Source organism: Pantoea sp. (assembly GCF_039594315.1).
Taxonomy (GTDB): domain Bacteria; phylum Pseudomonadota; class Gammaproteobacteria; order Enterobacterales; family Enterobacteriaceae; genus Pantoea.
In genome coordinates, this window is sequence record NZ_JBCNNP010000048.1 from 1 (window position 1) to 23,111 (window position 23,111).

At 55.4% G+C, this 23,111-nt stretch carries 18 protein-coding genes; 7 read left to right on the forward strand and 11 right to left on the reverse strand.

What is annotated here, in order from left to right:
- Positions 1-50: 50 nt before the first annotated feature.
- The 5 genes from secG to rlmE form a co-directional block, all read right to left on the reverse strand.
- On the reverse strand, positions 51-386 hold the full coding sequence (gene secG, locus ABDW13_RS19275; protein WP_007886689.1) for a preprotein translocase subunit SecG: 336 nt from the start codon (positions 384-386) through the stop codon (positions 51-53).
- A gap of 217 nt (positions 387-603) precedes the next feature.
- A complete protein-coding gene (gene glmM / locus ABDW13_RS19280; RefSeq protein ID WP_343554159.1) occupies positions 604-1,938 on the reverse strand; it encodes a phosphoglucosamine mutase in 1,335 nt (444 codons plus the stop codon).
- Between the two features lie 4 nt (positions 1,939-1,942).
- The gene (gene folP / locus ABDW13_RS19285) at positions 1,943-2,776 is read right to left on the reverse strand and encodes a dihydropteroate synthase (protein WP_343554160.1); all 834 of its coding nucleotides are present in this window, start codon (positions 2,774-2,776) and stop codon (positions 1,943-1,945) included.
- A gap of 128 nt (positions 2,777-2,904) precedes the next feature.
- Positions 2,905-4,812, reverse strand: coding sequence for an ATP-dependent zinc metalloprotease FtsH (gene ftsH / locus ABDW13_RS19290; protein ID WP_343554161.1), 1,908 nt, complete (start codon positions 4,810-4,812; stop codon positions 2,905-2,907).
- A 174-nt stretch (positions 4,813-4,986) separates the two neighbouring features.
- A complete protein-coding gene (gene rlmE / locus ABDW13_RS19295) occupies positions 4,987-5,616 on the reverse strand; it encodes a 23S rRNA (uridine(2552)-2'-O)-methyltransferase RlmE (protein WP_007886684.1) in 630 nt (209 codons plus the stop codon).
- Positions 5,617-5,741: 125 nt separating this feature from the next.
- Between rlmE and yhbY the strand changes: the two genes are divergently transcribed.
- Complete coding sequence (yhbY, locus tag ABDW13_RS19300; RefSeq protein ID WP_343554162.1) at positions 5,742-6,035, forward strand: ribosome assembly RNA-binding protein YhbY; 294 nt, start codon at positions 5,742-5,744, stop codon at positions 6,033-6,035.
- A gap of 126 nt (positions 6,036-6,161) precedes the next feature.
- Here the strand turns inward: yhbY and greA are convergent, their stop codons facing one another.
- Positions 6,162-6,638 (reverse strand): transcription elongation factor GreA, encoded by a 477-nt coding sequence (greA, locus tag ABDW13_RS19305; RefSeq protein WP_343554163.1) that lies wholly within the window; start codon positions 6,636-6,638, stop codon positions 6,162-6,164.
- A 247-nt stretch (positions 6,639-6,885) separates the two neighbouring features.
- On the opposite strand from greA, the gene dacB reads away from it, so the two are divergent.
- The 3 genes from dacB to pmrB are packed head-to-tail and all read left to right on the forward strand — an operon-like array spanning position 6,886 to position 10,039.
- Positions 6,886-8,319: a serine-type D-Ala-D-Ala carboxypeptidase gene (gene dacB / locus ABDW13_RS19310; RefSeq protein WP_343554164.1), complete on the forward strand. Its 1,434-nt coding sequence runs from the start codon at positions 6,886-6,888 to the stop codon at positions 8,317-8,319.
- Entirely contained in the window at positions 8,319-8,981 is a 663-nt protein-coding gene (pmrA, locus tag ABDW13_RS19315; protein ID WP_343554165.1) for a two-component system response regulator PmrA, read from the forward strand. Before dacB ends, pmrA begins: the two co-directional genes overlap by 1 nt.
- Positions 8,978-10,039, forward strand: a complete 1,062-nt coding sequence (gene pmrB, locus ABDW13_RS19320) for a two-component system sensor histidine kinase PmrB (RefSeq protein ID WP_343554166.1) — start codon at positions 8,978-8,980, stop codon at positions 10,037-10,039. Before pmrA ends, pmrB begins: the two co-directional genes overlap by 4 nt.
- A gap of 6 nt (positions 10,040-10,045) precedes the next feature.
- Here the strand turns inward: pmrB and ABDW13_RS19325 are convergent, their stop codons facing one another.
- On the reverse strand, positions 10,046-12,313 hold the full coding sequence (locus tag ABDW13_RS19325; RefSeq protein ID WP_343554167.1) for a TonB-dependent siderophore receptor: 2,268 nt from the start codon (positions 12,311-12,313) through the stop codon (positions 10,046-10,048).
- Positions 12,314-12,569: 256 nt separating this feature from the next.
- On the opposite strand from ABDW13_RS19325, the gene fes reads away from it, so the two are divergent.
- Together fes and ABDW13_RS19335 are read left to right on the forward strand one after the other, a co-directional pair.
- Positions 12,570-13,799 carry an enterochelin esterase gene (gene fes, locus ABDW13_RS19330; protein WP_343554168.1) on the forward strand — a complete coding sequence of 410 codons (1,230 nt, stop codon included), beginning with the start codon at positions 12,570-12,572 and terminating at the stop codon, positions 13,797-13,799.
- A complete protein-coding gene (locus ABDW13_RS19335; protein ID WP_343554169.1) occupies positions 13,784-17,695 on the forward strand; it encodes an enterobactin synthase subunit F in 3,912 nt (1,303 codons plus the stop codon). The genes fes and ABDW13_RS19335 overlap by 16 nt, the downstream gene beginning before the upstream one ends.
- Before the next feature lie 144 nt (positions 17,696-17,839).
- Here ABDW13_RS19335 and ABDW13_RS19340 read toward each other — a convergent pair whose 3' ends face one another.
- From ABDW13_RS19340 to fepD, 3 genes are read right to left on the reverse strand one after another with little or no spacing between them, the layout of a single operon-like run.
- Complete coding sequence (locus ABDW13_RS19340; RefSeq protein ID WP_343554170.1) at positions 17,840-18,637, reverse strand: ATP-binding cassette domain-containing protein; 798 nt, start codon at positions 18,635-18,637, stop codon at positions 17,840-17,842.
- On the reverse strand, positions 18,634-19,605 hold the full coding sequence (gene fepG, locus ABDW13_RS19345; protein WP_343554171.1) for an iron-enterobactin ABC transporter permease: 972 nt from the start codon (positions 19,603-19,605) through the stop codon (positions 18,634-18,636). The genes ABDW13_RS19340 and fepG overlap by 4 nt, the downstream gene beginning before the upstream one ends.
- Positions 19,602-20,591, reverse strand: coding sequence for a Fe(3+)-siderophore ABC transporter permease (gene fepD / locus ABDW13_RS19350; RefSeq protein WP_343554172.1), 990 nt, complete (start codon positions 20,589-20,591; stop codon positions 19,602-19,604). Before fepD ends, fepG begins: the two co-directional genes overlap by 4 nt.
- A 140-nt stretch (positions 20,592-20,731) precedes the next feature.
- Between fepD and entS the strand changes: the two genes are divergently transcribed.
- Entirely contained in the window at positions 20,732-21,982 is a 1,251-nt protein-coding gene (entS, locus tag ABDW13_RS19355) for an enterobactin transporter EntS (protein ID WP_343554173.1), read from the forward strand.
- Here entS and fepB read toward each other — a convergent pair.
- Positions 21,977-22,942: a Fe2+-enterobactin ABC transporter substrate-binding protein gene (gene fepB, locus ABDW13_RS19360; protein WP_343554174.1), complete on the reverse strand. Its 966-nt coding sequence runs from the start codon at positions 22,940-22,942 to the stop codon at positions 21,977-21,979. The two genes, entS and fepB, sit on opposite strands and share 6 nt — an antisense overlap.
- Between the last annotated feature and the right edge of the window lie 169 nt (positions 22,943-23,111).

Genomic DNA, 23,111 nt, shown 5'->3' on the forward strand with positions numbered 1-23,111 from the left:
TACTGCACTAGACTGCGACGTTGTGTTGTCGCACTACAGCGTTGACGATCTTACTGCGGGATATCGTTGCCCGGCGTTGCCGGTTTAGCTGGCTGAGTCTGCTGTTCAGACTGCGCCGGCGCAGTGAGGTTATCCCACTCACTACCTTTGGCTGTTTTATTACTGTTCAGGTTACCCAGAACCAAGCTGATGATGAAGAACAGCGTAGCCAGTACTGCGGTCATGCGAGTCATAAAGTTGCCAGACCCATTTGAACCGAACAGTGTACCAGAAGCGCCCGCACCGAATGAGGCTCCCATATCAGCGCCTTTGCCTTGCTGCAGCATGATCAAACCCACGAGGCCAATCGCTACAATAAGGAAAACAACTAACAGAGCTTCGTACATAATCAACCTGTTTCCTTGCGCGTTATCTGCACAGTTAAAGCTTCAACCAATATCGATGGGGAGTTTCGTCATCACCCATCAGAAGCGGGTGTGAATACTAACCAATGGCACATACCTCTGCAAGTGCAATTTTCACCAACGCTTTCGATTGCGGAAAAAAGCACCATCACGGTGATTTTGCAGGCGGAAAGGCGAAAACCCCGCCGCCTTTTATGCCTTAAACCGCTTTTACCGCATCGGCAATTTTATGGGCCAATTCGGTCACTTGCGTCTCATCTTCCCCTTCCACCATCACACGGATCAGCGGTTCAGTGCCTGATTTGCGCAGCAACACGCGGCCTCGTCCCGCGAGGGCTTTTTCCGCTTCGGCAGTCACTGCTTTCACGCTGTCGCTTTCCAGTGGATCATGTTCACCCGCAAACCGCACGTTGACCAAAATCTGCGGCAGCATTTTCATACCGCTGCACAAATCATGCAGTGTCATGTGGTTGCGTACAATTGCAGTAAGTACTTGCAAACTTGCAACGATACCATCGCCAGTGCTGATTTTGTCTAACAGGATGACGTGCCCGGAATTCTCCGCGCCCATGCGCCATCCCTTCTCCTGCATTTTCTCCAGCACATAACGATCGCCCACTTTCGCGCGCGTAAAGGGAATACCCAACTGCTTCAACGCCAGCTCAAGTCCCATATTGCTCATCAGTGTCCCGACCACACCGCCGCGCAGCTGGCCCTGGCGCAATGCTTCACGCGCAATGATGTAGAGGATCTGGTCGCCATCAACTTTCTGGCCCAGGTGATCAACCATCATGATGCGGTCGCCATCACCATCGTAAGCCAAACCCAGATCGGCTTTTTCTTCCAGCACGCGCGCCTGAAGCATACGCAAATCAGTCGCGCCGCACTCTTTATTGATGTTCATGCCATCTGGCTGAACGCCAATCGCAATCACTTTCGCGCCCAGTTCACGCAGCACATTTGGCGCAATGTGGTAGGTCGCGCCGTTCGCGCAATCCACCACAATTTTTAAGCCGTTGAGGCTCAGTTCGCTGGGGAATGTGCCTTTGCAAAACTCAATGTAACGTCCCGCCGCATCGACAATACGACTGGCACGGCCCAGTTCTGCCGATTCAACGCAGGTCAGCGGCTTTTCCAACTCGAGTTCGATAGCTTCTTCCACTTCGTCCGGCAATTTAGTGCCTTCTGCAGAGAAGAATTTAATGCCATTGTCATCAAACGGATTGTGCGAAGCCGAGATTACGATGCCGGCTTCGGCGCGGAAAGTGCGCGTCAGATAAGCAATTGCTGGGGTTGGCATCGGTCCGGTGAACGCCGCAGATAAGCCCGCCGCCGCTAAACCCGCTTCCAGCGCCGATTCCAGCATGTAGCCAGAAATACGTGTATCTTTGCCAATCAACACTTTCCTGGAGCCAGAACGCGCCAGCACTTTACCGGCGGCGAAACCCAGTTTGAGAACAAAATCAGGGGTAATCGGTGCTTCACCGACTTTGCCGCGAATACCATCTGTACCGAAATATTTACGATTACTCATGCCTTTATCCTTTTGCTCTCCGTGTCGCTTCGACAACGCGCATCGCTTCGACAGTCTCTTTCACATCATGCACGCGAATAATTTGTGCCCCTTGCATAGCGGCAATCACCGCACAGCTCAGGCTTCCGGTCAGGCGTTGCCCCGGACCGACATTTAACAGTTGGCCAATCATCGACTTACGCGACATCCCCACCAGCAACGGCAAGCCGTAATGATGGAAGTGACTCAGATGTGCCAACAGTTCATAGTTGTGGCTGAGATTCTTACCGAAACCAAAGCCAGGATCGAGCAGCAGATTATCTTTTTTTATCCCGGCGGCTTCGCAACGGGCGATCTGTGCAGCGAAGTAAGCATCCACTTCGCTAACTATGTTCTGATATTCCGGCGCTTGCTGCATGGTGCGCGGTTCACCTTGCATATGCATCAAACATACGGGCAAGCCGGTTTCTGCGGCTGCAACCAGCGCGCCCGGTTCAGACAGGGAACGAATATCATTAATGATGTGAGCGCCCACTCGCGCCGCTTCCTTAATCACCTCAGCTTTAGACGTATCGACAGAAATCCACACTTCAAAACGCTGCGCAATGGCTTCCACCACTGGAATTACGCGCTCCAGCTCCTCTTCTACGCTGACTTCATCCGCGCCCGGACGAGTTGATTCACCACCAACATCAATGATAGTGGCACCTGCATTTACCATCTCGTTGGTATGTGTCAGCGCATCAACCAGTGTGTTGTGGGTTCCACCATCAGAAAAGGAGTCTGGCGTGACATTTAAAATGCCCATCACATGGGGAAAAGAGAGATCGAGATGGGAATCACGGGCAAACAACTTCATGGTGAAAATCTCCTGCAGGGATCGCTAAATCTAAATATGAAAAACCCCGGACTTGCCGGGGTTTGCATTATAACCATCAGTGCGGGCTGCAACGCTAGCGGATGCATGCACATCACGCTAGCTTGCCATCACATAACCTTGTCAGAACCCGGTGTTTTCGGGTCATCAACAGGACGTGGAGCCTGCGTAGAGTCACCGTTACCCACAGCAACTTTCGCTTCTTCCCAACCTGCTGGCGGACGCACTTCACGGCGTGCCATCAGATCGCTGATTTGCGGCGCATCAATGGTTTCATACTTCATCAGCGCGTCTTTCATCGCGTGAAGGATGTCCATGTTTTCATTCAGAATACGGCGAGCACGCTGGTAGTTCGTATCGATAAGGTGTTTAACTTCCTGGTCGATAATACGCGCCGTTTCATCAGACATGTGTTTCGCTTTAGCCACTGAACGGCCGAGGAACACTTCGCCCTCTTCTTCAGCGTAAAGCAATGGACCCAGCTTCTCAGAGAAGCCCCACTGCGTAACCATGTTGCGTGCTACGCTGGTTGCCATTTTGATGTCAGAAGAAGCACCGGTTGAAACATAATCCGGACCGTAAATGATCTCTTCTGCCAAACGTCCACCGTAAGCCACCGAAATACGGCTTTCCAGTTTCTGACGATTAGCACTGATTTCATCACCAACCGGCAAGAAGAACGCCACACCCAACGCACGACCGCGTGGGATAATCGTCACTTTGTGCACCGGATCGTAACCTGGCACCAAAGTACCGACGATCGCGTGACCGGCTTCATGGTACGCCGTAGATTCTTTCTGCTCTTCGGTCATCACCATGGAGCGACGTTCCGCACCCATCATGATTTTGTCTTTGGCTTTTTCAAACTCAACCATCGAAACCACGCGCTTATTGCCGCGAGCAGCAAACAAGGCAGCTTCGTTGACTAAGTTCGCCAGATCCGCACCAGAGAAGCCCGGCGTACCACGTGCGATAACAGAAGGATCCATATCGGTTGCCAATGGCACGCGACGCATATGCACTTTCAGGATCTGCTCACGACCACGCACATCTGGCAAGCCAACCACAACCTGACGGTCAAAACGACCTGGACGCAGCAGCGCTGGGTCAAGTACGTCAGGACGGTTAGTTGCGGCGATAACGATGATGCCTTCATTACCTTCAAAGCCATCCATCTCAACCAGCATCTGGTTCAACGTTTGTTCACGTTCATCGTGACCACCGCCTAAACCGGCACCACGTTGACGACCAACCGCATCGATTTCATCGATAAAGATGATGCACGGTGCCGCTTTCTTCGCTTGTTCGAACATGTCGCGCACACGAGATGCACCAACACCGACGAACATTTCTACGAAGTCAGAACCTGAAATGGTGAAGAACGGTACTTTCGCTTCGCCAGCAATCGCTTTCGCCAGCAAGGTTTTACCGGTACCAGGAGGGCCGACCATCAGGACGCCTTTCGGGATTTTACCGCCCAGTTTCTGGAAACGGCTCGGCTCACGTAAGTACTCAACCAGCTCACCGACTTCTTCTTTGGCCTCATCACAACCGGCCACATCAGCAAACGTGGTTTTGATCTGATCTTCGGTCAACATGCGGGCTTTGCTCTTGCCGAAGGACATCGCGCCCTTGCCGCCGCCGCCCTGCATCTGCCGCATAAAGAAGATCCACACGCCAATCAGCAGCAGCATTGGGAACCAGGAGATGAAGATTGAAGCCAACAGGCTTGGTTCTTCCGGCGGTTCGCCCACTACTTTGACGTTTTTGGTCAACAGGTTATCGAGTAACTTAGGATCGTTGACGGGGATATAGGTGGTGTATTTATTGCTGTCTTTTTTGACAACGTTAATCTCACGCCCGTTAATTCGTGCCTCGCGGACCTGATCTTGGTTCACTTCCGATAGGAAAGTTGAATAATCAACCCTACGGCCATTCGACTCGCTGGGCCCAAAGCTCTGGAATACAGACATCAGCACGACCGCGATGACTAACCAGAGAATCAGGTTTTTCGCCATGTCACTCAAGGGATTAACCTCATATTACAACGATGTTAACAGACAGCGTAGGGTACTATAGATCCTTCATACCTGGAATCGCAGTGAGGATGATTTTGCTTGTTTACTCTTAATTCAGAATTAGACATCAGAGTAAACGCATTGGTCGTCTTGCTTTGATTCCAGTCATTCGGGCTACAGTTTGCGCCCCGTCGCCACAATGTACACTTCGCGCGAACGTAATCGCGAAGCGTCCGGCTTACGAATTTTCACTTTCGTAAACAGGGAGCGAATTTCCCGCAGGTATTCATCGAAGCCATCTCCCTGAAACACTTTCACTACAAAACTGCCGCCTGGTGCCAGGATATCCCGGCACATTTCCAGCGCCAATTCTACCAAATACATCGAACGTGGAATATCAACCGCCGGTGTACCGCTCATGTTCGGCGCCATGTCAGACATGACCACCTGCACCTTTTGGTCGCCTACGCGCTCCAGCAAGGCATTGAGCACTGCTTCGTCACGAAAATCGCCCTGCAAAAAATCAACGCCAACAATCGGGTCCATTGGTAACAGATCGCAGGCAATGATACGACCACTTGATCCAATAAGCTGTACCACATATTGCGACCAACCGCCGGGTGCAGCACCCAAGTCGACAACCGTCATACCGGGTTTGAAAATCTTGTCACCCTGCTGAATTTCTTCAAGTTTAAACCAGGCACGCGAACGTAACCCTTTTTTCTGTGCTTGCAGCACATATTTATCGCTAAAGTGTTCCTGAAGCCAGCGACTGGAACTGGCCGAACGCTTTTTACCCGTCATAATTTTTCCAATTAAATCGTCATCGTAGCGATAAATCAGCACGCAATGGTCGCGCTGATTTGGCGATATACCCGAGATGGCGGTAGAATGAACCGTTTTCAATCCCTGAGTAAGCAAAAAATACGATGAATCTGAGTACCAAACAAAAACAGCACCTGAAAAGCCTTGCCCATCCGCTTAAGCCGGTTGTCATGCTGGGCGGTAATGGCCTGACCGAAGGCGTGCTCGCCGAAATCGAACTGGCGCTCGAGCATCACGAATTGATCAAGGTAAAAATTGCCTCGGAAGATCGTGAAACCAAGCAGCTGATCGTTGACGCTATCGTACGTGAAACCAAAGCAAGCAACGTACAGGTCATCGGCAACACGCTGGTGCTGTATCGCCCTGCTAAAGAGCGCAAAATCACTCTTCCGCGTTAATCATGCCTTTAAAGGCGGCGACGGGCAAAGAAAGTGCCACGCTCCTGCATGGGATAAAAGGCCGCAATGCGGCCTTTTTCCTTTCTTTACAATATGCAGCGACATATTTCAAAGCGTAGCAATATCTTAAAGGTATTCCACCTTCAGGACTTCATATTCCACTTTCCCGCCAGGCGTATTCACGATAGCGATATCATCGGCTTCTTTACCGATCAAACCACGCGCCATCGGCGAATTCACTGAAATCAGGTTCTGTTTGAAGTCAGCTTCATCGTCACCCACGATGCGGTAGGTGAACTCTTCATCCGTATCCAGATTGAGCACGCTCACCGTTGCGCCAAAAATCACGCGGCCGGTTTTCGGCATTGCAGTAACATCAATCACTTGCGCATTGGAGAGCTTTGCTTCGATCTCCTGAATACGACCCTCGCAAAAACCTTGTTCCTCGCGAGCCGCATGATATTCGGCATTCTCTTTCAAATCGCCGTGCTCACGGGCTGTGGCGATGGAGGCGATAATGCGCGGACGCTTCACGGATTTCAGTTCGTTCAGCTCTTCGCGCAGCTTCTCAGCGCCTTTCAACGTCATCGGAATCTGATTCATTTTTGGCTCCTCGTCATCTATCCTGGTTAACGGCGTCATCCTGACCGGTGACAGCAGAAAACAGCTTCTGCGGCGCGTTACCTCTTTTCACAAGCAAAAGAAGCCTGACCCGGAAAGCTTTCCGGGTCAGGTTCGGTTTTGCATTTTGATACGTATTTTACCCCAGAGTTCCCTGTGGGTCATCGTTTACTTTGCACCGTCCGGGGACGTAGTATTGACGCCTTCACCCGCTAGTTACCGCGAGATTATGCGATTTTCACGACTTGTTACCGGATTAACCTGTGCGTTTATGCTGCAGGCACAAGCAGCTCCCGTTGAAGAATACATGCAGTATTTGCCCGACGGCGCAAACCTGGCGCTGATGGTACAAAAAGTCGGCGCATCCACTCCGATCATCGATTACCACGGCAAACAAATGGCGCTACCGGCCAGTACCATGAAAGTGGTCACGGCATTGGCAGCATTACTGGAACTCGGCCCTGACTTCCGTTTTCAGACCACCATGGAAACCAAAGGCGCGATCAGTGATGGCACGCTGAATGGCGATTTGGTGGCGCGCTTTGGCGGCGATCCAACCCTAAGCCGCCAGGATCTACGCAATATGGTCGCCGCGCTGAAAAAACAAGGCATCAACCATATCAAAGGCAATTTGGTGGTCGACACCTCAGTATTTGCTAGCCACGATGCGGCACCCGGCTGGCCGTGGAACGATATGACGCAGTGCTTTAGTGCACCGCCAGGTGCGGCCATCGTCGATAAAAACTGCTTCTCGGTTTCGCTTTACAGCGCCAACACGCCGGGCGAAAACGCCTTTGTGCGCATCGCGTCCTATTATCCGGCGCACATGTTCAGTCAGGTGCGCACCATTGGCCGTAACAGTGGCGATGGACAATATTGCGAGCTGGATGTCGTGCCTGGTGAACTTAATCGCTACACCTTAACCGGCTGTATGCGTCAACGTGCAGAGCCGTTGCCGCTGGCGTTTGCGGTACAAGATGGTGCGGCGTGGGCCGGTGAGATTCTCAAAGCCGAGCTGCGTGCCGCCGATATCGATTACAGCGGACATCTTGTTCGCCAATCGCAAGTGACCTCTCCGGGCACGGTGCTTGCTTCAACGCAATCGCAGCCACTGCATAATCTGCTGCACACCATGTTGAAAAAATCGGACAACATGATCGCCGATACCGTGTTCCGCACCATTGGCCATCACTATTTCAACGTTCCGGGCACCTTCCGTGCTGGTTCTGATGCGGTGCGGCGTATCCTGCGTGAAAAAGCCGGCGTTGATCTCGGCAACAGCATTCAGGTTGATGGTTCTGGTTTGTCGCGCCACGATTTGATCGCGCCGGACACCATGATGCAAGTGCTGCAATACATCGCCAAAAACGATGCAACGCTCGACTACATCTCGATGCTGCCGCTGGCCGGTTACAACGGCACGCTGCAATATCGCGGCGGTCTGCACGAAGCCGGATTGGATGGTAAAGTGTCGGCGAAAACCGGTTCACTGCAAGGCGTCTATAATCTGGCTGGATTCATCACTACTTCGAGCGGCGCGCGCGTGGCTTTCGTGCAGTTCCTGTCCGGTTACGCTGTGCCACCGGAAGATCAGAAAACGCGCCGCATTCCGCTGGTACGTTTTGAAAGCCGCCTCTATACGGATATCAACAAGAACAACTAATGAAACTGCTGATAGTTGAAGATGATGCACTGTTGCAATCGGGCCTTGCGCAAGCGTTAACTGCGCAAGGTTACGCCATTGACTGCGCCAGCACCGCGGCGGAAAGCAACGCGTTGCTGCGCAGCGGCCAATACAGTTTGATCGTGCTCGATCTGGGTCTGCCGGATCGTGATGGCGCATCATTGCTGCGTCAATGGCGCCGCGATGGCATCGCCGTACCGGTATTGATCCTCACGGCGCGCGATGCGCTCGAGGATCGCGTCGATGGTTTAGATGCCGGCGCCGATGATTATCTGGTGAAGCCGTTTGCGCTGGTTGAGTTGCAGGCGCGCGTGCGGGCGCTGATTCGTCGCTATCAAGGTCACAGCGATAACCTGTTGCAACAAGGCGATCTGACGCTCAACCTGAGTTCGCAGCAGGTGTTGCTGGAAAGCATTCCGCTGGAAATCACGCCGAAAGAGTTCGCGCTGTTGACGCGTTTGCTGATGCGCGTGGGTCAAAACGTGCACCGTGAAACCTTGCAACAAGATCTGTATAGCTGGAACGACGATCCCGGATCCAACACACTGGAAGTTCACATCCACAATCTGCGCCGCAAACTGGGTAAAGATCGTATCAAAACCGTGCGCGGCGTCGGCTACCGTTTGGAAATTCGCGAATGAACAGCATGCGTCAGCGGTTACTGATCATGCTGGCGCTGATTCTCCTCACCTGTCAGGTGATGAGCGCCGTGTGGCTATGGCACGAAAGCCGCGAACAGATCAGCTTTTTAGTCAATGAAACCCTCTCTGCGCAGGCGCGCAATGAACGCGTGGAAGGCGAAATTCGTGAGGCCATCGCCTCGCTGTTATTGCCTTCACTTGTGATGGTCGCGCTGACCTTGCTGCTGTCATTCTGGGCGATCAACTGGATCATCCGTCCTCTGCGATCGCTGCAAGATAGCCTGGCACATCGTTCAGCCGATAATTTAACGCCGCTGCCGATCTACTCTGAAATGGATGAGATCGTGGCGGTAACGTCGTCGATCAACCAACTTTTCTCGCGACTTGATCACACGCTCCAGCAAGAACGCTTATTCACTGCTGATGCGGCGCATGAACTGCGCACCCCGCTGGCAGGATTGCGCCTGCACCTTGAGTTGCTGCATCAACAAAATGTGCCGCAAAGTGAAATGCTGATTGAACGCATCGATCAGTTGATGCACACCGTTGAGCAATTGCTGATGCTATCGCGCGCCGGACAGGCGCTGGCGGGCGGTCATTACCAGCAGTTGTTGTGGCAAAAAGACATCATGCAGCCGCTGAAACCAGAAATGGCCGAGCTGTATCAGCAGCGCCAGCAAACGCTGCATTGGCCGCAGAGCAAAGATGTGCCGCAGCAAGGCGAAGCGGTGTTACTGCGTTTGATGCTGCGCAACTTGCTGGAAAACGCCTCGCGTTACAGCCCGGAAGGCAGCGAAGTGACGGTGAAAATGCAGCAGGATAAGCAACAAACCATCATCGAAGTATGGGATCACGGGCCAGGCATTGATGCTTCGGCGGCAGAAGAGTTAACTCAGGCGTTTCGTCGGCGCGATCAACGCTATGGTGGCAGTGGCTTAGGTTTGAATATTGTGCTGCGCATCGTGCAGATGCATCGCGGCAGGTTAGAACTGATTAATCGCGAAGAGTGCAGCGGACTGATTGCCCGCTGCACGTTACCGCATCAACTGATTGGCTAAACGCCGTTAGAAGTGGGTATTCAGGCTCATGTAATAAGTACGGCCTGATTCGTTGTAGGTATTGGCACCCGCACCATACAAATAGGCGCCGGTCGTCGCATTGCCGGTGGTTTGCGCATTGCCTTCGCGGAAATGACGCTTATCGAACAGGTTATCAATCCCCAAGGTCACGCTGGCGTACTTATTGATATCGTAGGTACCACTCATGCCAATAATCGAGTAAGGACTGACTTTATCCGCCGCGCTGCCGGTTACCGGCTGACCTTTGTAATCATACTTCTTCGGCGTTTGCGTGCCGTACCAGGTCAAGGTGGTTTGCAGCGACAGATCCTGCGTCGCCTGCCAGCTCAGCGTCGAGTTCAGCGTATATTCAGGAATCACCGATAAACGATCGCCGGTCTCTTTGTTCTTGCTTTGCAGCATATAGGTGAAGTTGTTATTCCACGTCACGCTGTCTGAGAACGGGACGTTTACAGTACCTTCCAGCCCTTCCACCACCGCTTTCGGTACGTTTTCCCACTTATAAATATCGGTGGTGCCATTCGAGGCTTTGCCCGATGGCGCATAACCCGCTTCGATCTTGTTGCGATAATCATTGCGGAACCAGGTCACGCCAGCCTGATAACCTTCATGCTTCCACTCCAGCCCAACTTCTTTGTTGATGCTGTTTTCGCCTTTCAAGTCTGAGTTGCCTTGCAGATAACACGCGCCGGTGCTGGCAGCACAACCCTGGCCGTTGCTGTACAGCAAATAGTTCGGGTTGGTTTGATACAGACTTGGCGCTTTATAAGCACGTCCGATGCCCATCTTCAGCGTGAAGTCATCGCCCAAACCTTGCGACAAGTTGAGCGACGGACTCCAGTTGTTGCCAACAATCGAGTGATGATCGAAACGCAGGCTCGGCGTCAGCATGGTGCTGTCGGTCAGCTCCATATTGTCTTCAGCAAACAGCGAGAAGATTTCCGCCTGTGAATACGGACTGCGGCCGGTATTCGAGATGCCCGGCACCGCACCGTAAATGGCTGCCTGAGTCGTCGATGAAGGATCTTTCATCTGCTGCTGGTTCCATTCGGTGCCCAGCGTAGCGGTTTGGTTGATCAGCCATTCGAACGGAATGCTGACTTCGCTGTGCAGCAGCAGATCATCCAATTGAATGGTGTTGAAACCGCTGTTGGAGAAGATGCCTTCGGTACCGCCCGCCAATCCTTCGTTAATGCGGGTGTTACGGGTTTTCTCGTAGCGAGCGTAAGTGTTGGTGCTGACGCCGTTATCCCATGCACCGGTCCACTTCAGCGCCACGTTTTGACGATACAGGCGGTTGGTTTCATCGCCATACAGACTTTTCACCAGCGCACTGGTGTTGGTGTTCTGGGTATCGCCGGCATACAAGTTGCCCTGGCGGCTGTAACCCGCTTGCAGCTCCAACGTTTGCATCGGCGCAAATGCCCAGCTGAGTAAGGCATTGATATCTTTATTTACCGAACCTTCGCGGCCCGACGGATAACTGCCCGCATAGCTGCCGGTACGCGCGGCAGCATGTCCTTCATTAATGTCATACGCATCGGCTTGGGTTTTGGCTAAACCGCCGTACAAACGGAAATTGAAATCATCGCCCAGCGGACCTTCGAGGCTGAAGTTGGTGCGTTTGGTCGCCCCTTCCGCCTTGTGTTCTGGCACGTTGTAGTAGGTGTTCCACGAACCGTGCCACTGCTGATCGGTCTGTTTTTTGGTGATGATATTCACCACGCCGCCCGCCGCGCCGTTACCGTATCGCACTGCGGCCGGTCCACGAATCACGTCGATGTGATCGATCATCTCCGGCGGCACCCAGTTGGTATCGCCACGCGTATCACGCTCGCCACGCCAGCCTAAACGCACCGAGTTGCGGCTGGTGATTGGCATGCCATCCACCATAATCAAGGTGTTTTCCGGCCCCATACCACGAATATCGATTTGGCGATTGTTGCCGCGTTGGCCGCTGGTCGAGTTACCGGTTAGGTTCACGCCCGGCATAGTACGGATGATTTCCGACACATCGCGTGCAGGCGGATGCTTTTTAATTTCGTCGGCGGTAATGGTCGAGACGCCCGGCGCTTGCAGGTTTTGCTGCTGCGCGGTGACCATCAACGTGCCGCCGTCGGTGGAGGATGTTTCGCTGCTGGCTGAAGTCTTGCTGGAAGAAGTGTCTGCTGCCCAAGCGCTGCTGGAAAGCAGTGAGGCGCTGAGCCCCAGTTCAATCAGAATGGCTAATGATAAGCGTGAATAATTTTTCATTTTTGCGTTCCTGGATGGCCAGTTGAAGCGGTTGGATGCGTAGCTGGCGAGCCGGTAAGAAGATCCCTGTCCATATCGCGCCGCGTTCCAAACCCTTCAAACCATCCGTAGCGCAACCTTACCGAATGGGTAAGTGTTGGGCGGAACAGGCGTGCTCTTTTGAGCGCAGCCACCCTATTGCAAATGCAAATAATTATCAATAGTATTATCCATCAAGCTTATGTAAATCTCCGCGACAACCGCAACTGGCAGCCCTATGACCTGGCGAAATGATGTAACCGGCAGTGAAGCCTGGTGGCAGGCGCAACAATCCCAAGGCATTCCCCGTATTGAGTTAGCTGAAGATGGCCAATGTCAGGTCACCTTCTTCTGGCGCGACCCGCAGGGTGATGAAAGGCAATCGACGACGCAGCGCGTATGGATCAACATCACCGGCGTGACCGATCACCACCAGCGCCGTCCGCCGCAATCGTTGATGCGCGTCTCCGGTACCAACGTGTGGTATTGGCACACCTCGCTGCCTGCGGATTGGCGCGGCAGCTACTGCTTGATGCCCGATGAACAAGCCACGGATTTCTCCGGCGAAGCCGACATGCACAACTTGCGTAACTGGTGGCGCGACAAATTCCCCACCGCGCAAGCCGATGCGCTTAATCCCTTACGCGGCTGGTCCGGCGGACGCGGCATGAACGTATCGCCGCTGCATCTGCCGCAGGCACCCGATCAACAGATCTGGCAAGCGATCGACAACGGCAGCGCACCGACGATGCCATTACAGGAAATTCAGTGGCATAGCGCGATTCTCGGCAATAGCCGCAAGGTATGGATCTACACCAGCGGCGAAGCGGATGCTACGCAGCGCCCGCTGGCAATTTTGCTCGATGGGCAATTCTGGGCGCACAGCATGCCGATCGCTGGACCGTTGCAGCAGCTCACTGATGCAGGCCAGTTGCCGCCCGCGGTGTACGTGTTTATCGACATCATTGACCGCGAACATCGCAGCCGTGAACTGCCGTGCCATGCGCCATTCTGGCAAGCAGTGCAGCAAGAATTGCTGCCGCAGATTGCGCGCTCCACGCCTTATCGCCAGCAGGCCGACAGCACCGTGGTTGCCGGGCAAAGTTTTGGCGGCCTGGCGTCAGTCTTTGCCGCGCTGCACTGGCCGGAAACCTTCGGCAATGCGCTCAGCCTTTCTGGTTCTTTCTGGTGGCCGGAACGCGGCAATCCGCACGGCTGGCTTTTACAGGCGCTGGAGAGCGGCCTCGCACCGCGTTATCCGCTGCGTTTCTGGCTGGAAGCCGGAAAACGCGAGGGCTTGATTTTGCAAGCCAATCAACAGCTGCAACAGCAACTGCACGCGGCCGGTTATCAGGTGAATTACCTGCCGGTTGAAGGCGGCCACGACGCGCTCTGCTGGCGCGGCGGCCTGCTCAGTGGCTTACAAGCGCTGTGGCACACAACGGAGCAACCATGTCCGAATCTTTGATGAATCCTCTTATGACTGACCAACAAACCCTGCCATTAGTGGCGGCACAGCCCGGCATCTGGATCGCCGATCAATTGACGCCGCATCACAACGCCTATGCGGTGGCGCATTATGTTGAATTGCGTGGCGAGATCGACACCGCCTTGCTGGCTGAGGCCATCGTCGCGGGCATGCAGGAAGCCGATACGCTCAACATGGCGTTTGGCGAGATTGAAGGCGAAGCGGTGCAGTGGCCACAGCCACAAAATTTTAATCCGCCGCAGATTATCGATCTGCGTGGCGAAATGGATGCCGCCGCCACCGCGCGCAACATGATGCGCGACGACATGAATGGCGATCTACGCGTACTCAGCGGCGCAAAACTTTGGCATCACCGCTTATTCCGTCTCGATGATCAACATTGGTTCTGGTATCAGCGTTATCACCATTTGGTGGTGGACGGCTTCAGCTTTACCGCGCTGACACGCCGCATCGCCAATTTGTATAGCGCGGCGCTACGTAGTCAACCTGCGGAGCCGACACCGTTTATTCCGTTTAGCGAAGTGGTTGAAGAATATCAACGTTATCGCGAGTCCTCTTCGTATGCACGTGACAGCCAATTCTGGCGAGACAAAGGCGCAGCGCTGCCCTCACCGGCTTCGATTTCGCCACTGCCGCTGGCAGGACAACATGCCAGCACCGATTTGCTGTGCCATAGCGTCACGTTGGAGCGCAACACCTTCCACACGCTGACGCAGCAACATCCGCAATTCAGCGCCGCCGATCTGGCTTTTGCGTTGGTCGCTCTGTGGCTGGCGCGTCTCAGCGGTCAAAACGACTTTGCGGCGGGCTTTATCTTTATGCGCCGCATCGGCTCGGCGGCGTTGTGTGCCACCGGCCCGGTGATCAACGTGCTGCCGATGGCGGTGCATTACGATCCGACACAACCGATCAGCGCGCTCGCCGCACAACTGGCGGGCGAAGTGAAAAAGATGCGCCGCCACCAGCGCTATGATGCGGAACAGGTGCAGCGCGATCTGGGGCGTCTCGGCGATGGTGATCCGCTGTATGGTCCGGTGATCAACCTGAAGATGTTTGATTATCAGCTTGATTTCGCTGGCGTCGAAGGCATCACCCATCAGCTGGCTTCCGGGCCAGTGCGCGACCTGGAAATTGCGATTTATATCAGTGAACACGGCGAGTTGACGCTGGAGTTGCTCGCCAATGCCGAGCGCTACAGCGAAGCCACTTTGCAGCGCCATGCCAGCCGCTTTGCACTGTTGCTGAGCCAACTGTCTGAACAGCCACAGCGCCCGTGCGGCGAGCTCGATCTGCTCACCGATGAAGAGCATGCACAAATCGCGGATATCAACCAAACCGCCCATCCGCTGCCGCCGGAGACGTTAGCATCGTTGTTGGCTCAGCAAGCTGAACGCACGCCGGATGCGCCAGCATTGGCCGATGAACATCATCAATTAAGCTATCGCGCAATGCAGCAGCAAGTGTTTGCACTGGCAGCCGATCTGACTGCCGCCGGTGTACAGCGCGGCGATATTGTCGCGGTTGCCCTGCCGCGTTCGGTGCAACTTTCGCTGGCGTTGCAGGCGATTGTGTCGCTCGGCGCTGCGTATTTGCCGTTGGATACCGGTTATCCCGATGAACGTTTGCAGCTGATGCTGGAAGATGCCACACCGAAAACCCTTATTACCAGCAAGGCGCTCAGCGCGCGTTTTCACGCCATTGCAGCGGTGCAGCAACAGCATTTTGATGCGCTGTACAGCAACCTCAACGCCACGCCGCCTGCTAGCGCGCCGACGCCGCAAGATGGCGCCTATATCATTTACACCTCGGGTTCGACCGGTCGGCCAAAAGGCGTGCTGGTCGGGCATGAAGCCATCGTCAACCGCCTGCTATGGATGCAGGATCACTATCCGCTGCGAGCCGACGATGTGGTTCTACAGAAAACCCCGAGCAGTTTCGATGTTTCAGTGTGGGAATTCTTCTGGCCGCTGCTGGTTGGCGCGCAACTGGTGATGGCACCGCCCGAAGCGCATCGCGATCCCGAAGCGCTGCAACAACTGTTTGCCCGCTACAAAGTCACCACCACGCACTTCGTACCTTCGATGCTGGCGGCCTTTGTGGCGGCGCTTGATGATCAACCGGCGATTGCCTGCTGCGCCAGCCTGCGTAACGTATTTTGTAGCGGTGAAGCGCTGCCAACCGACTTGTCACGCGAGTGGGAAAAGCTGACGCAGGTGCCGTTGCACAATCTATACGGCCCAACTGAAGCCGCGGTGGATGTCAGCTGGTATCCGGCCTTTGGTGCAGCGCTAGCCGCCGTTGAAGGTGCCAGCGTGCCGATTGGTTTCCCGGTGTGGAATACCGGCTTGCGCATTCTGGATTCCCGCATGCAGCCGGTGCCGCCTGCCGTTGCGGGCGATCTCTATTTAACCGGCGTGCAACTGGCGCACGGTTATCTCGGGCAGCCCGAGCTGACCGCCAGCCGCTTTATCGCCGATCCGTTCTGTCCCGGCGAACGCATGTATCTTACCGGCGACGTGGCGCGCTGGCTGGATAACGGCGCGGTAGAATATCTTGGCCGCAGCGACGATCAGCTAAAAATTCGCGGCCAACGCATTGAGTTAAATGAAATTGACCATGTACTCTGCGCGCAACCCGGCATTGAGCAAGCGGTGACGCACGCGGTGGTGCTGGGTGGCGCAGCCGCGCAAGGTGATGCGCGCCAGTTGGTCGGTTATGTGATCGCCGCGCAACCGGTTGATGGCGAAGCGCTACGCCATGCATTGGCGCAGTGTTTGCCTGCGCACATGGTGCCGGTGGCGATTGTGCAGTTGGATGCGTTCCCGCTCAGCAGCAATGGCAAGTTGGATCGCAAAGCGCTGCCATTGCCGCAATCACCTGCAACTCACGCCGGACGCGCACCGCATGCCGGGCTGGAAACCCTCTTGGCTAAGGCGTTCTGCCAACTGCTGGCGCGTGAAACCATCAGTGCGCAGGATGACTTTTTCGCTCTCGGTGGCCATTCATTGCTGGCGATGCGTTTAGCCGCGCAATTGCGCCGCGAGTTGCAACTGCCGGTGTCGGTGGGGCAAATCATGGTGGCATCGACGGTGGAAAAACTGGCGACGTTACTCGGTGATGCACAATCGCATCACCAGGCAGGATTCGAAGCGGTGTTGCCGCTGCGCCAGGGTAACGGACCGACGCTGTTCTGCTTCCATCCCGCTTCCGGCTTTGCCTGGCAGTTCAGTATCCTGCAACGCTATCTCGATGCGCGTTGGTCGCTGGTCGGCATTCAATCGCCGAATACCGATAGCCCGCTGAATCAAAGTGCCCATCTGGATGAGGTGTGCGAGGCGCATCTAAAAACCCTGCGCGAAGTGCAGCCGCACGGACCGTATTATTTCCTCGGCTATTCACTCGGCGGCACGCTGGCGCAAGGCATTGCTGCGCGGCTGACTGACGCAGGCGAAGAAGTGGCGTTTTTAGGCCTGCTGGATACGTGGCCACCAGAAACGCAGAATTGGGATGAAAAGCGCGGTGAGAATGTGCTGGATCCTGCGGTGCTGGCAGAGGTGAATCGCGAACGTGAACAGTTTGTTGCTGCTCAGCGTCATCAAGCCGGCGAAGAGATGCGCGCGATGTTCGATACTATTGAAGCCAACTACGCCAGCTCCGTACGCTTGTTAGCCACGGCGCGCAGTGCGCGTTTCAAAGGGCGCGCCACGCTGTTCCTCGCCGAGCAAACGCAGCAGCCAGGACAAGATGCGCGCCGCGCCTGGGCGCCGTATGTTGATGAGCTGGAGGTGTGGCCGATGGATTGTGCGCACGTAGAGATCATTTCGCCGCAAATGTTCGAGCAGATTGGGCCGTTGTTGCAGCGGTTGCTTGGGTAGCCGTCTTTCCCTCACCCTAACCCTCTCCCGCACGCGGGAGAGGGAATGTTTAGGTGGTGCTCAATGTGGCAATTGGGCTGGATCGGCCCCTTCTCCCGCTTGCGGGAGAAGGTTGGGATGAGGGACAACGCGCACCGAAGTAAATCAGCGCCCGCGCCCCAACGGCACAATCATCGGCGTATGCGCCACCGGATCCTCAACAATCACGCAGCGCAAACCGTATACCTGCTCAATCAACTCAGGCGTAACAATCTCCGCCGGTTTCCCCTCGGCAACAATCTTGCCAGCGCGTATCGCAATCAAATGCGTAGCATAACGACAGGCGTGATTGAGATCATGCAGCACTACCACCAGCGTACGACCATGTTGCTGGTTCAACTCCTGCATCAACTCCAGCAGCTCAATTTGATGGGTGATATCCAGCCAGGTGGTTGGCTCATCCAGCAGCAACAACGGCGTTTGCTGCGCCAGCACCATGGCAATCCACACGCGCTGACGCTGCCCGCCCGATAAGGTATCCACAGCTTGCTGCGCCAAATCTGCCACGCCGGTTGCCTGCATCGCTTGCTGCACCGCCGTTTCATCCTCTTCACGCCAACGACCAAACAGCGCCTGATGCGGATAGCGTCCGCGCGCCACCAACTCCGTCACGCTGATACCCGCTGGGGCATTAGAACTTTGCGGCAGTAAACCCAGACGCCGCGCCACCTCTTTGGTGGGATAACGGGCAATCGCCTCGCCATCCAACAGCACTTCGCCTTTGATTGGCGTGTGTAAACGACTTAACGTTCGTAGCAGCGTCGATTTACCACAGGCGTTGGGGCCAATAATCACCGTGAGCTCACCTTCTGGGATCGCCACCGACAGATTTTCTGCCACCACTTTTTTGTCGTAGCCCAGCGTCAGGTTGTCGCCGCGCAGACGTGAAGGAATATCAATCATTGGCGTCGCGCCTCCCGCACCAGTAAAGCAATCAAGTAAATTCCACCGAGGCTGACGGTAATCACGCCTACCGGTAATTGATAGGGCAAGAACAGATGCTGCGCGGCGAAGTCTGCGGCGATCAGCAACAACGCACCGCACAGTGCCGCCAGCGGCAATCCACCGCCGAGACGACGGGCAATTTGCGGTGCCAGTAGTGCGACAAACGAAATCGGGCCGACCAACGCCGTCGACGCCGCGGTTAACACCACGCCAATCAACATCAGCCACATGCGGCTGCGTTCCACCGGCACGCCAAGCGCGCACGCCGTATCATCGCCCATCTCCAGTAAACGCATGCGTCGCGCCAGTAATGCCGTCAGCGCCAATGCCAGCAACAGCACCACAATCACCGCTGGCGTTTTCGCCCACGTAATGCCGTTGAGCGAGCCGGCGCTCCATAAACCGGCACTTAACGCCGATTCCAGCGATGCGCTGATAATCAGCCATGCATTCAAGGCCATCAGCAACGCACGCACACTGATGCCGACAATGATTAGCCGGAAAGTTTCCACGCCGTTGCGCCAGGCAAACAGATACACCAACGCCGCAGTCGCGATGCCACCGATTAGCGCTGCGCCGGTCATGGCCGTAATACTTTGATTGAACAGCACCAGCGCCACCAGCACACCACTGTAAGCGCCGGTATTGAAGCCGAGAATATCTGGGCTGCCGAGCGGATTTCGCAGCAACGACTGGAAAATGGCCCCGCTGATACCGAGCGCGGCGCCAATCAGCAATGCCATCAACACGCGCGGTAAGCGCCATTCCAGCACGATCAGTTTGACGTTGCTGGCACCTTCGCCAGTCAGCATTTGCCAGATCTGTTCGCCGCTGATCGGCAACGCGCCGCGCGTCATCGCCAGATAAGCCAGCCAGCCGCAGGCAAGCAACAGCCAAAATGCATGTAGCCCGACGCGGCGCGTCATAATCCACCTCGCCCCAATTTGCGCCGCACCAGCACAATCAGCATCGGCGCGCCGAGCATCGCGGTGACGATGGAAACCCGCAACTCGCCTGCCACCAGCAAACGGCCAATAATATCCGCCGCGAGCAACAGAATTGGCGTGATCAGCGCCGTGGCGGGCAGCATCCAGCGGTGATCGTTGCCCACCAGCCAGCGGGCAAAATGCGGCGTCATCAAGCCTATAAAGGCTATCGGGCCAACGGCGGCTGTCGCTGCACCGCACAGCAACGCAATGGCCAGCAATCCCAGCAATTGCGTGCGAGCCACCCGCGTGCCGAGCGCGGTCGCCATATCACCGCCCATGCTCAAACTGTTCAGCGCCTGCGATAGACAAATCGCCAGCACGCTACCGACCAGTACCGCCGGGAACAAGGTGCGCAATACGGCAAAATTGCGGATATCCAGCGAACCGCTGTGCCAGAAACGCAGATGATCATAGATGTCGGGATTGAGCAGTGAGAGACCCGAGGTTAATCCTTCCAGCACCGCACCCAACGCCACGCCCGCTAACGTCAGACGCACCGGATTAACGCGCCCGCAGCCAATCGCACCGGTCATCGCCACCAGCAATGACGCCAGCAGCGCGCCGCCAAAGGCGAAACCCAGCCAATCTGCTGGAGAGTCAGCACCAAATAGCGCAATGCCAATCACCACCGCGAAACCGGCACCGGCGTTGATCCCCAGAATGCCGGGATCGGCCAGCGGGTTGCGCGTCAGGCTTTGCATCAATGCGCCAGCCAAGCCCAGCGCGACGCCCGCCAGCAAACCGGCTAGCGTGCGTGGCAGGCGCGCATCGCGCACAATCACACATTCCGCACTGTGACAGGAGGTGGTAAGCGAATGATAAACATCGGGAAGTGGTATCGATTTTGCCCCCAGCATCAGGCTGAGAGCGATAAGGAGCATTAGCAGAATCCCTGAACCTGCCAATGCGCGGAACTGGCGCATAGCGTCTAAACCTTCACTGTTCAACGTCGTTACCTGGGCAACGCAATTTGATAATGGTTATCGTTATTACTCGCGTTTAGCTATGTTACCATGACTCGCCTCGCGGATGATGAGGAAAATTGGTGTAATAAGGCGACGACATGAACAAATCCTCCCACTTTATCGATCTCACACTGCTGAAAACCCACCCGGCTTTTCGCGCGGTATTTATTGCGCGTTTTATCTCAATCGTTGCGCTCGGCATGCTCGCCGTGGCGGTGCCGGTACAAATTCAGCACCTGACAAATTCGCCGTTATTGGTGGGATTGGCGGTGACATTAGCCGCGTCGGGCATGTTTATCGGCTTATTGGTTGGCGGCGTGCTAGCTGATCGCCATGAACGTAAAAAGCTGATTTTGTTGGCGCGTTCCACCTGCGGCTTGGGCTTTATTGCGCTGGCAATCAACGCTGCGCTGCCAGAACCCTCTTTAATCGCCATCTATTTACTCGGTTTCTGGGATGGCTTCTTCGGCGCGATTGGCGTTACCGCGCTGTTGGCGGCGACTCCGGCCTTGGTCGGACGGGAAAACATCATGCAAGCCGGTGCCATTACCATGCTGACGGTACGCTTCGGCTCAATTTTATCGCCTGCGATTGCCGGGCTGGTGATTGCGCACGGCGGCGTGACCTGGAACTACGCGCTGGCGGCGTTTGGCACGCTGCTAACCGTGTTAACCCTGCTGAAATTACCGACGTTGCCGCCTCCGCCACAGCCGCGCGAGCATCCACTGAAATCGCTGGCGGCCGGCGTGCAGTTTCTGTTTGCCAGCCCGATTGTCGGCATGGTGGCGTTGATTGGCGCGTTGGTGACTTTAGCCAGCGCGGTGCGCGTGCTTTATCCCTCATTAGCACCACATTGGTCAGTCAGCGCTGACCAGCTCGGTTTGATGTACGCCGCGGTGCCGCTCGGAGCCGCTGTCGGCGCATTCACCAGTGGCAAGCTGAAACACGCCGCGCGTCCGGGCCAATTGGTGTTGAGCAGCGCGATAGCAGCATTTATCGCCCTCGGCTTGTTCAGCTTGATGCCCAATCTGCCGCTGGCGCTGCTGTGTTTAGTGGCATTCGGCTACTTCAGCGCCATCAATAGCCTGGTGCAATACGCCATGATTCAGACGCTAACGCCAGACCATTTATTGGGCCGCATCAATGGCTTATGGACCGCGCAGAACGTCACCGGCGATGCGCTGGGTGCAGCGGTGATTGGCGCGATGGGTTCGTGGCTGCTGCCCGCGCAGGCCGCCGCCGTGTTTGGCTTCGCGGCGGCGCTGCTGGGCATCGTGATGTGGTTAGTGATGGGGCGCTTACGTCGTTACGCTCCGCCAGCACCAGAGCTAGCGGAACAGCCATCATGATTTAACGAACAGTTTCTCCAGACGCGCGAGCAAATTGCTGGCGCTGTAGTAATCGAGACGAAACGAATCTACACCCAGCGAGTAAACCTGTTTGCCTTGCACGGCGGCGTTTTGTGCCAGGAACGGATTACTCAGCACCGATTGCGTGGTTTTATCGTCGGCAGCAAACAGCAGGAAGGTTTTACCGGACAGTCCGCTGGCGACGTTTTCGCCCGATAGCTGAATGATGTCTTTACGCTGCCCCATGCTGTGGCCCTGCTGCACGCTAGCTGGTGGCTTCGCCAGCGTGAAACCGAGCTGTTCCAGCAACTTGCCCTGCGCCGATGCGGCGGTCCACAGATTGACCGCGCGCCCGTCACCATTCCACACCATGGCTGAAACCGGCTGCGGCGGCAATGTGATGGTTTTTTTCAGCGCCATTTCGCGATCGTCGAAGGCTTTGATGCGCTGCGCTGCCTGCACTTCGTGACCGGTGGCTTTGCCTAACAGCGTAACGACATCCTGCCAGCTTTTGTCGTCGTAATTGACCACCAGCGTTGGCGCGATAGCAGAGAATTGATCGGCAAGTTTGATCGCTGAATCGTTGCCGGTAGCGCTGACGATAATCAGGTCCGGCGCTTCAGCCGCCACGGCTTCAGCGTTGGGTTCGCCGATGTACAGGCGCTTAAGTTGCTGCTGTTTAGCGACGTCGCTCCATTGGCGGAAGAAACCCTGATCGTCAGCCAAACGGCTGTTGGGCGCGGTGGCGCCAGACGCAATAACCGGCGCATCAATCGCCAGCAGCGATCCGGTCAAGGTGACGCTGGTGGAAACAATGCGCTGCGGCGCTTGGTTTAGCGTGAGGGTTCCGTTGGCACCTTGCAGCGTGCGCGGCCAACCTTGCTCGGCATGCGCCACGCTGGTGAAAGTCTGGAAAACACACAATAGGGCTGCAATGCCCCAAAAACCGCATTTATTCATAAGTTTTGGTCCACTTTTTAGCATATTGCCCTGGTCAGCTTGAGTACCCGATTACGCTTAAACGCGGCGGAAATCCCGCGAATGGATTGACACGTTTGCCCAATCGACGTAGGTTACAGGCCCATAATAAAAATGATAATCATTCTTAATAATCTTATCATTTATAGGT

Coding starts and splice junctions, on each gene's coding strand:
- ABDW13_RS19335 (WP_343554169.1), top strand. CDS start 13,784: ATGTCCGAATCTTTGATGAATCCTCTTATGACTGACCAACAAACCCTG.
- fepD (WP_343554172.1), bottom strand. CDS start 20,591: ATGCGCCAGTTCCGCGCATTGGCAGGTTCAGGGATTCTGCTAATGCTC.
- ABDW13_RS19340 (WP_343554170.1), bottom strand. CDS start 18,637: ATGATTGATATTCCTTCACGTCTGCGCGGCGACAACCTGACGCTGGGC.
- rlmE (WP_007886684.1), bottom strand. CDS start 5,616: ATGACGGGTAAAAAGCGTTCGGCCAGTTCCAGTCGCTGGCTTCAGGAA.
- ftsH (WP_343554161.1), bottom strand. CDS start 4,812: ATGGCGAAAAACCTGATTCTCTGGTTAGTCATCGCGGTCGTGCTGATG.
- dacB (WP_343554164.1), top strand. CDS start 6,886: ATGCGATTTTCACGACTTGTTACCGGATTAACCTGTGCGTTTATGCTG.
- secG (WP_007886689.1), bottom strand. CDS start 386: ATGTACGAAGCTCTGTTAGTTGTTTTCCTTATTGTAGCGATTGGCCTC.
- pmrA (WP_343554165.1), top strand. CDS start 8,319: ATGAAACTGCTGATAGTTGAAGATGATGCACTGTTGCAATCGGGCCTT.
- glmM (WP_343554159.1), bottom strand. CDS start 1,938: ATGAGTAATCGTAAATATTTCGGTACAGATGGTATTCGCGGCAAAGTC.
- yhbY (WP_343554162.1), top strand. CDS start 5,742: ATGAATCTGAGTACCAAACAAAAACAGCACCTGAAAAGCCTTGCCCAT.
- greA (WP_343554163.1), bottom strand. CDS start 6,638: ATGAATCAGATTCCGATGACGTTGAAAGGCGCTGAGAAGCTGCGCGAA.
- fes (WP_343554168.1), top strand. CDS start 12,570: ATGACCTGGCGAAATGATGTAACCGGCAGTGAAGCCTGGTGGCAGGCG.
- ABDW13_RS19325 (WP_343554167.1), bottom strand. CDS start 12,313: ATGAAAAATTATTCACGCTTATCATTAGCCATTCTGATTGAACTGGGG.
- fepG (WP_343554171.1), bottom strand. CDS start 19,605: ATGACGCGCCGCGTCGGGCTACATGCATTTTGGCTGTTGCTTGCCTGC.
- pmrB (WP_343554166.1), top strand. CDS start 8,978: ATGAACAGCATGCGTCAGCGGTTACTGATCATGCTGGCGCTGATTCTC.
- folP (WP_343554160.1), bottom strand. CDS start 2,776: ATGAAGTTGTTTGCCCGTGATTCCCATCTCGATCTCTCTTTTCCCCAT.
- entS (WP_343554173.1), top strand. CDS start 20,732: ATGAACAAATCCTCCCACTTTATCGATCTCACACTGCTGAAAACCCAC.
- fepB (WP_343554174.1), bottom strand. CDS start 22,942: ATGAATAAATGCGGTTTTTGGGGCATTGCAGCCCTATTGTGTGTTTTC.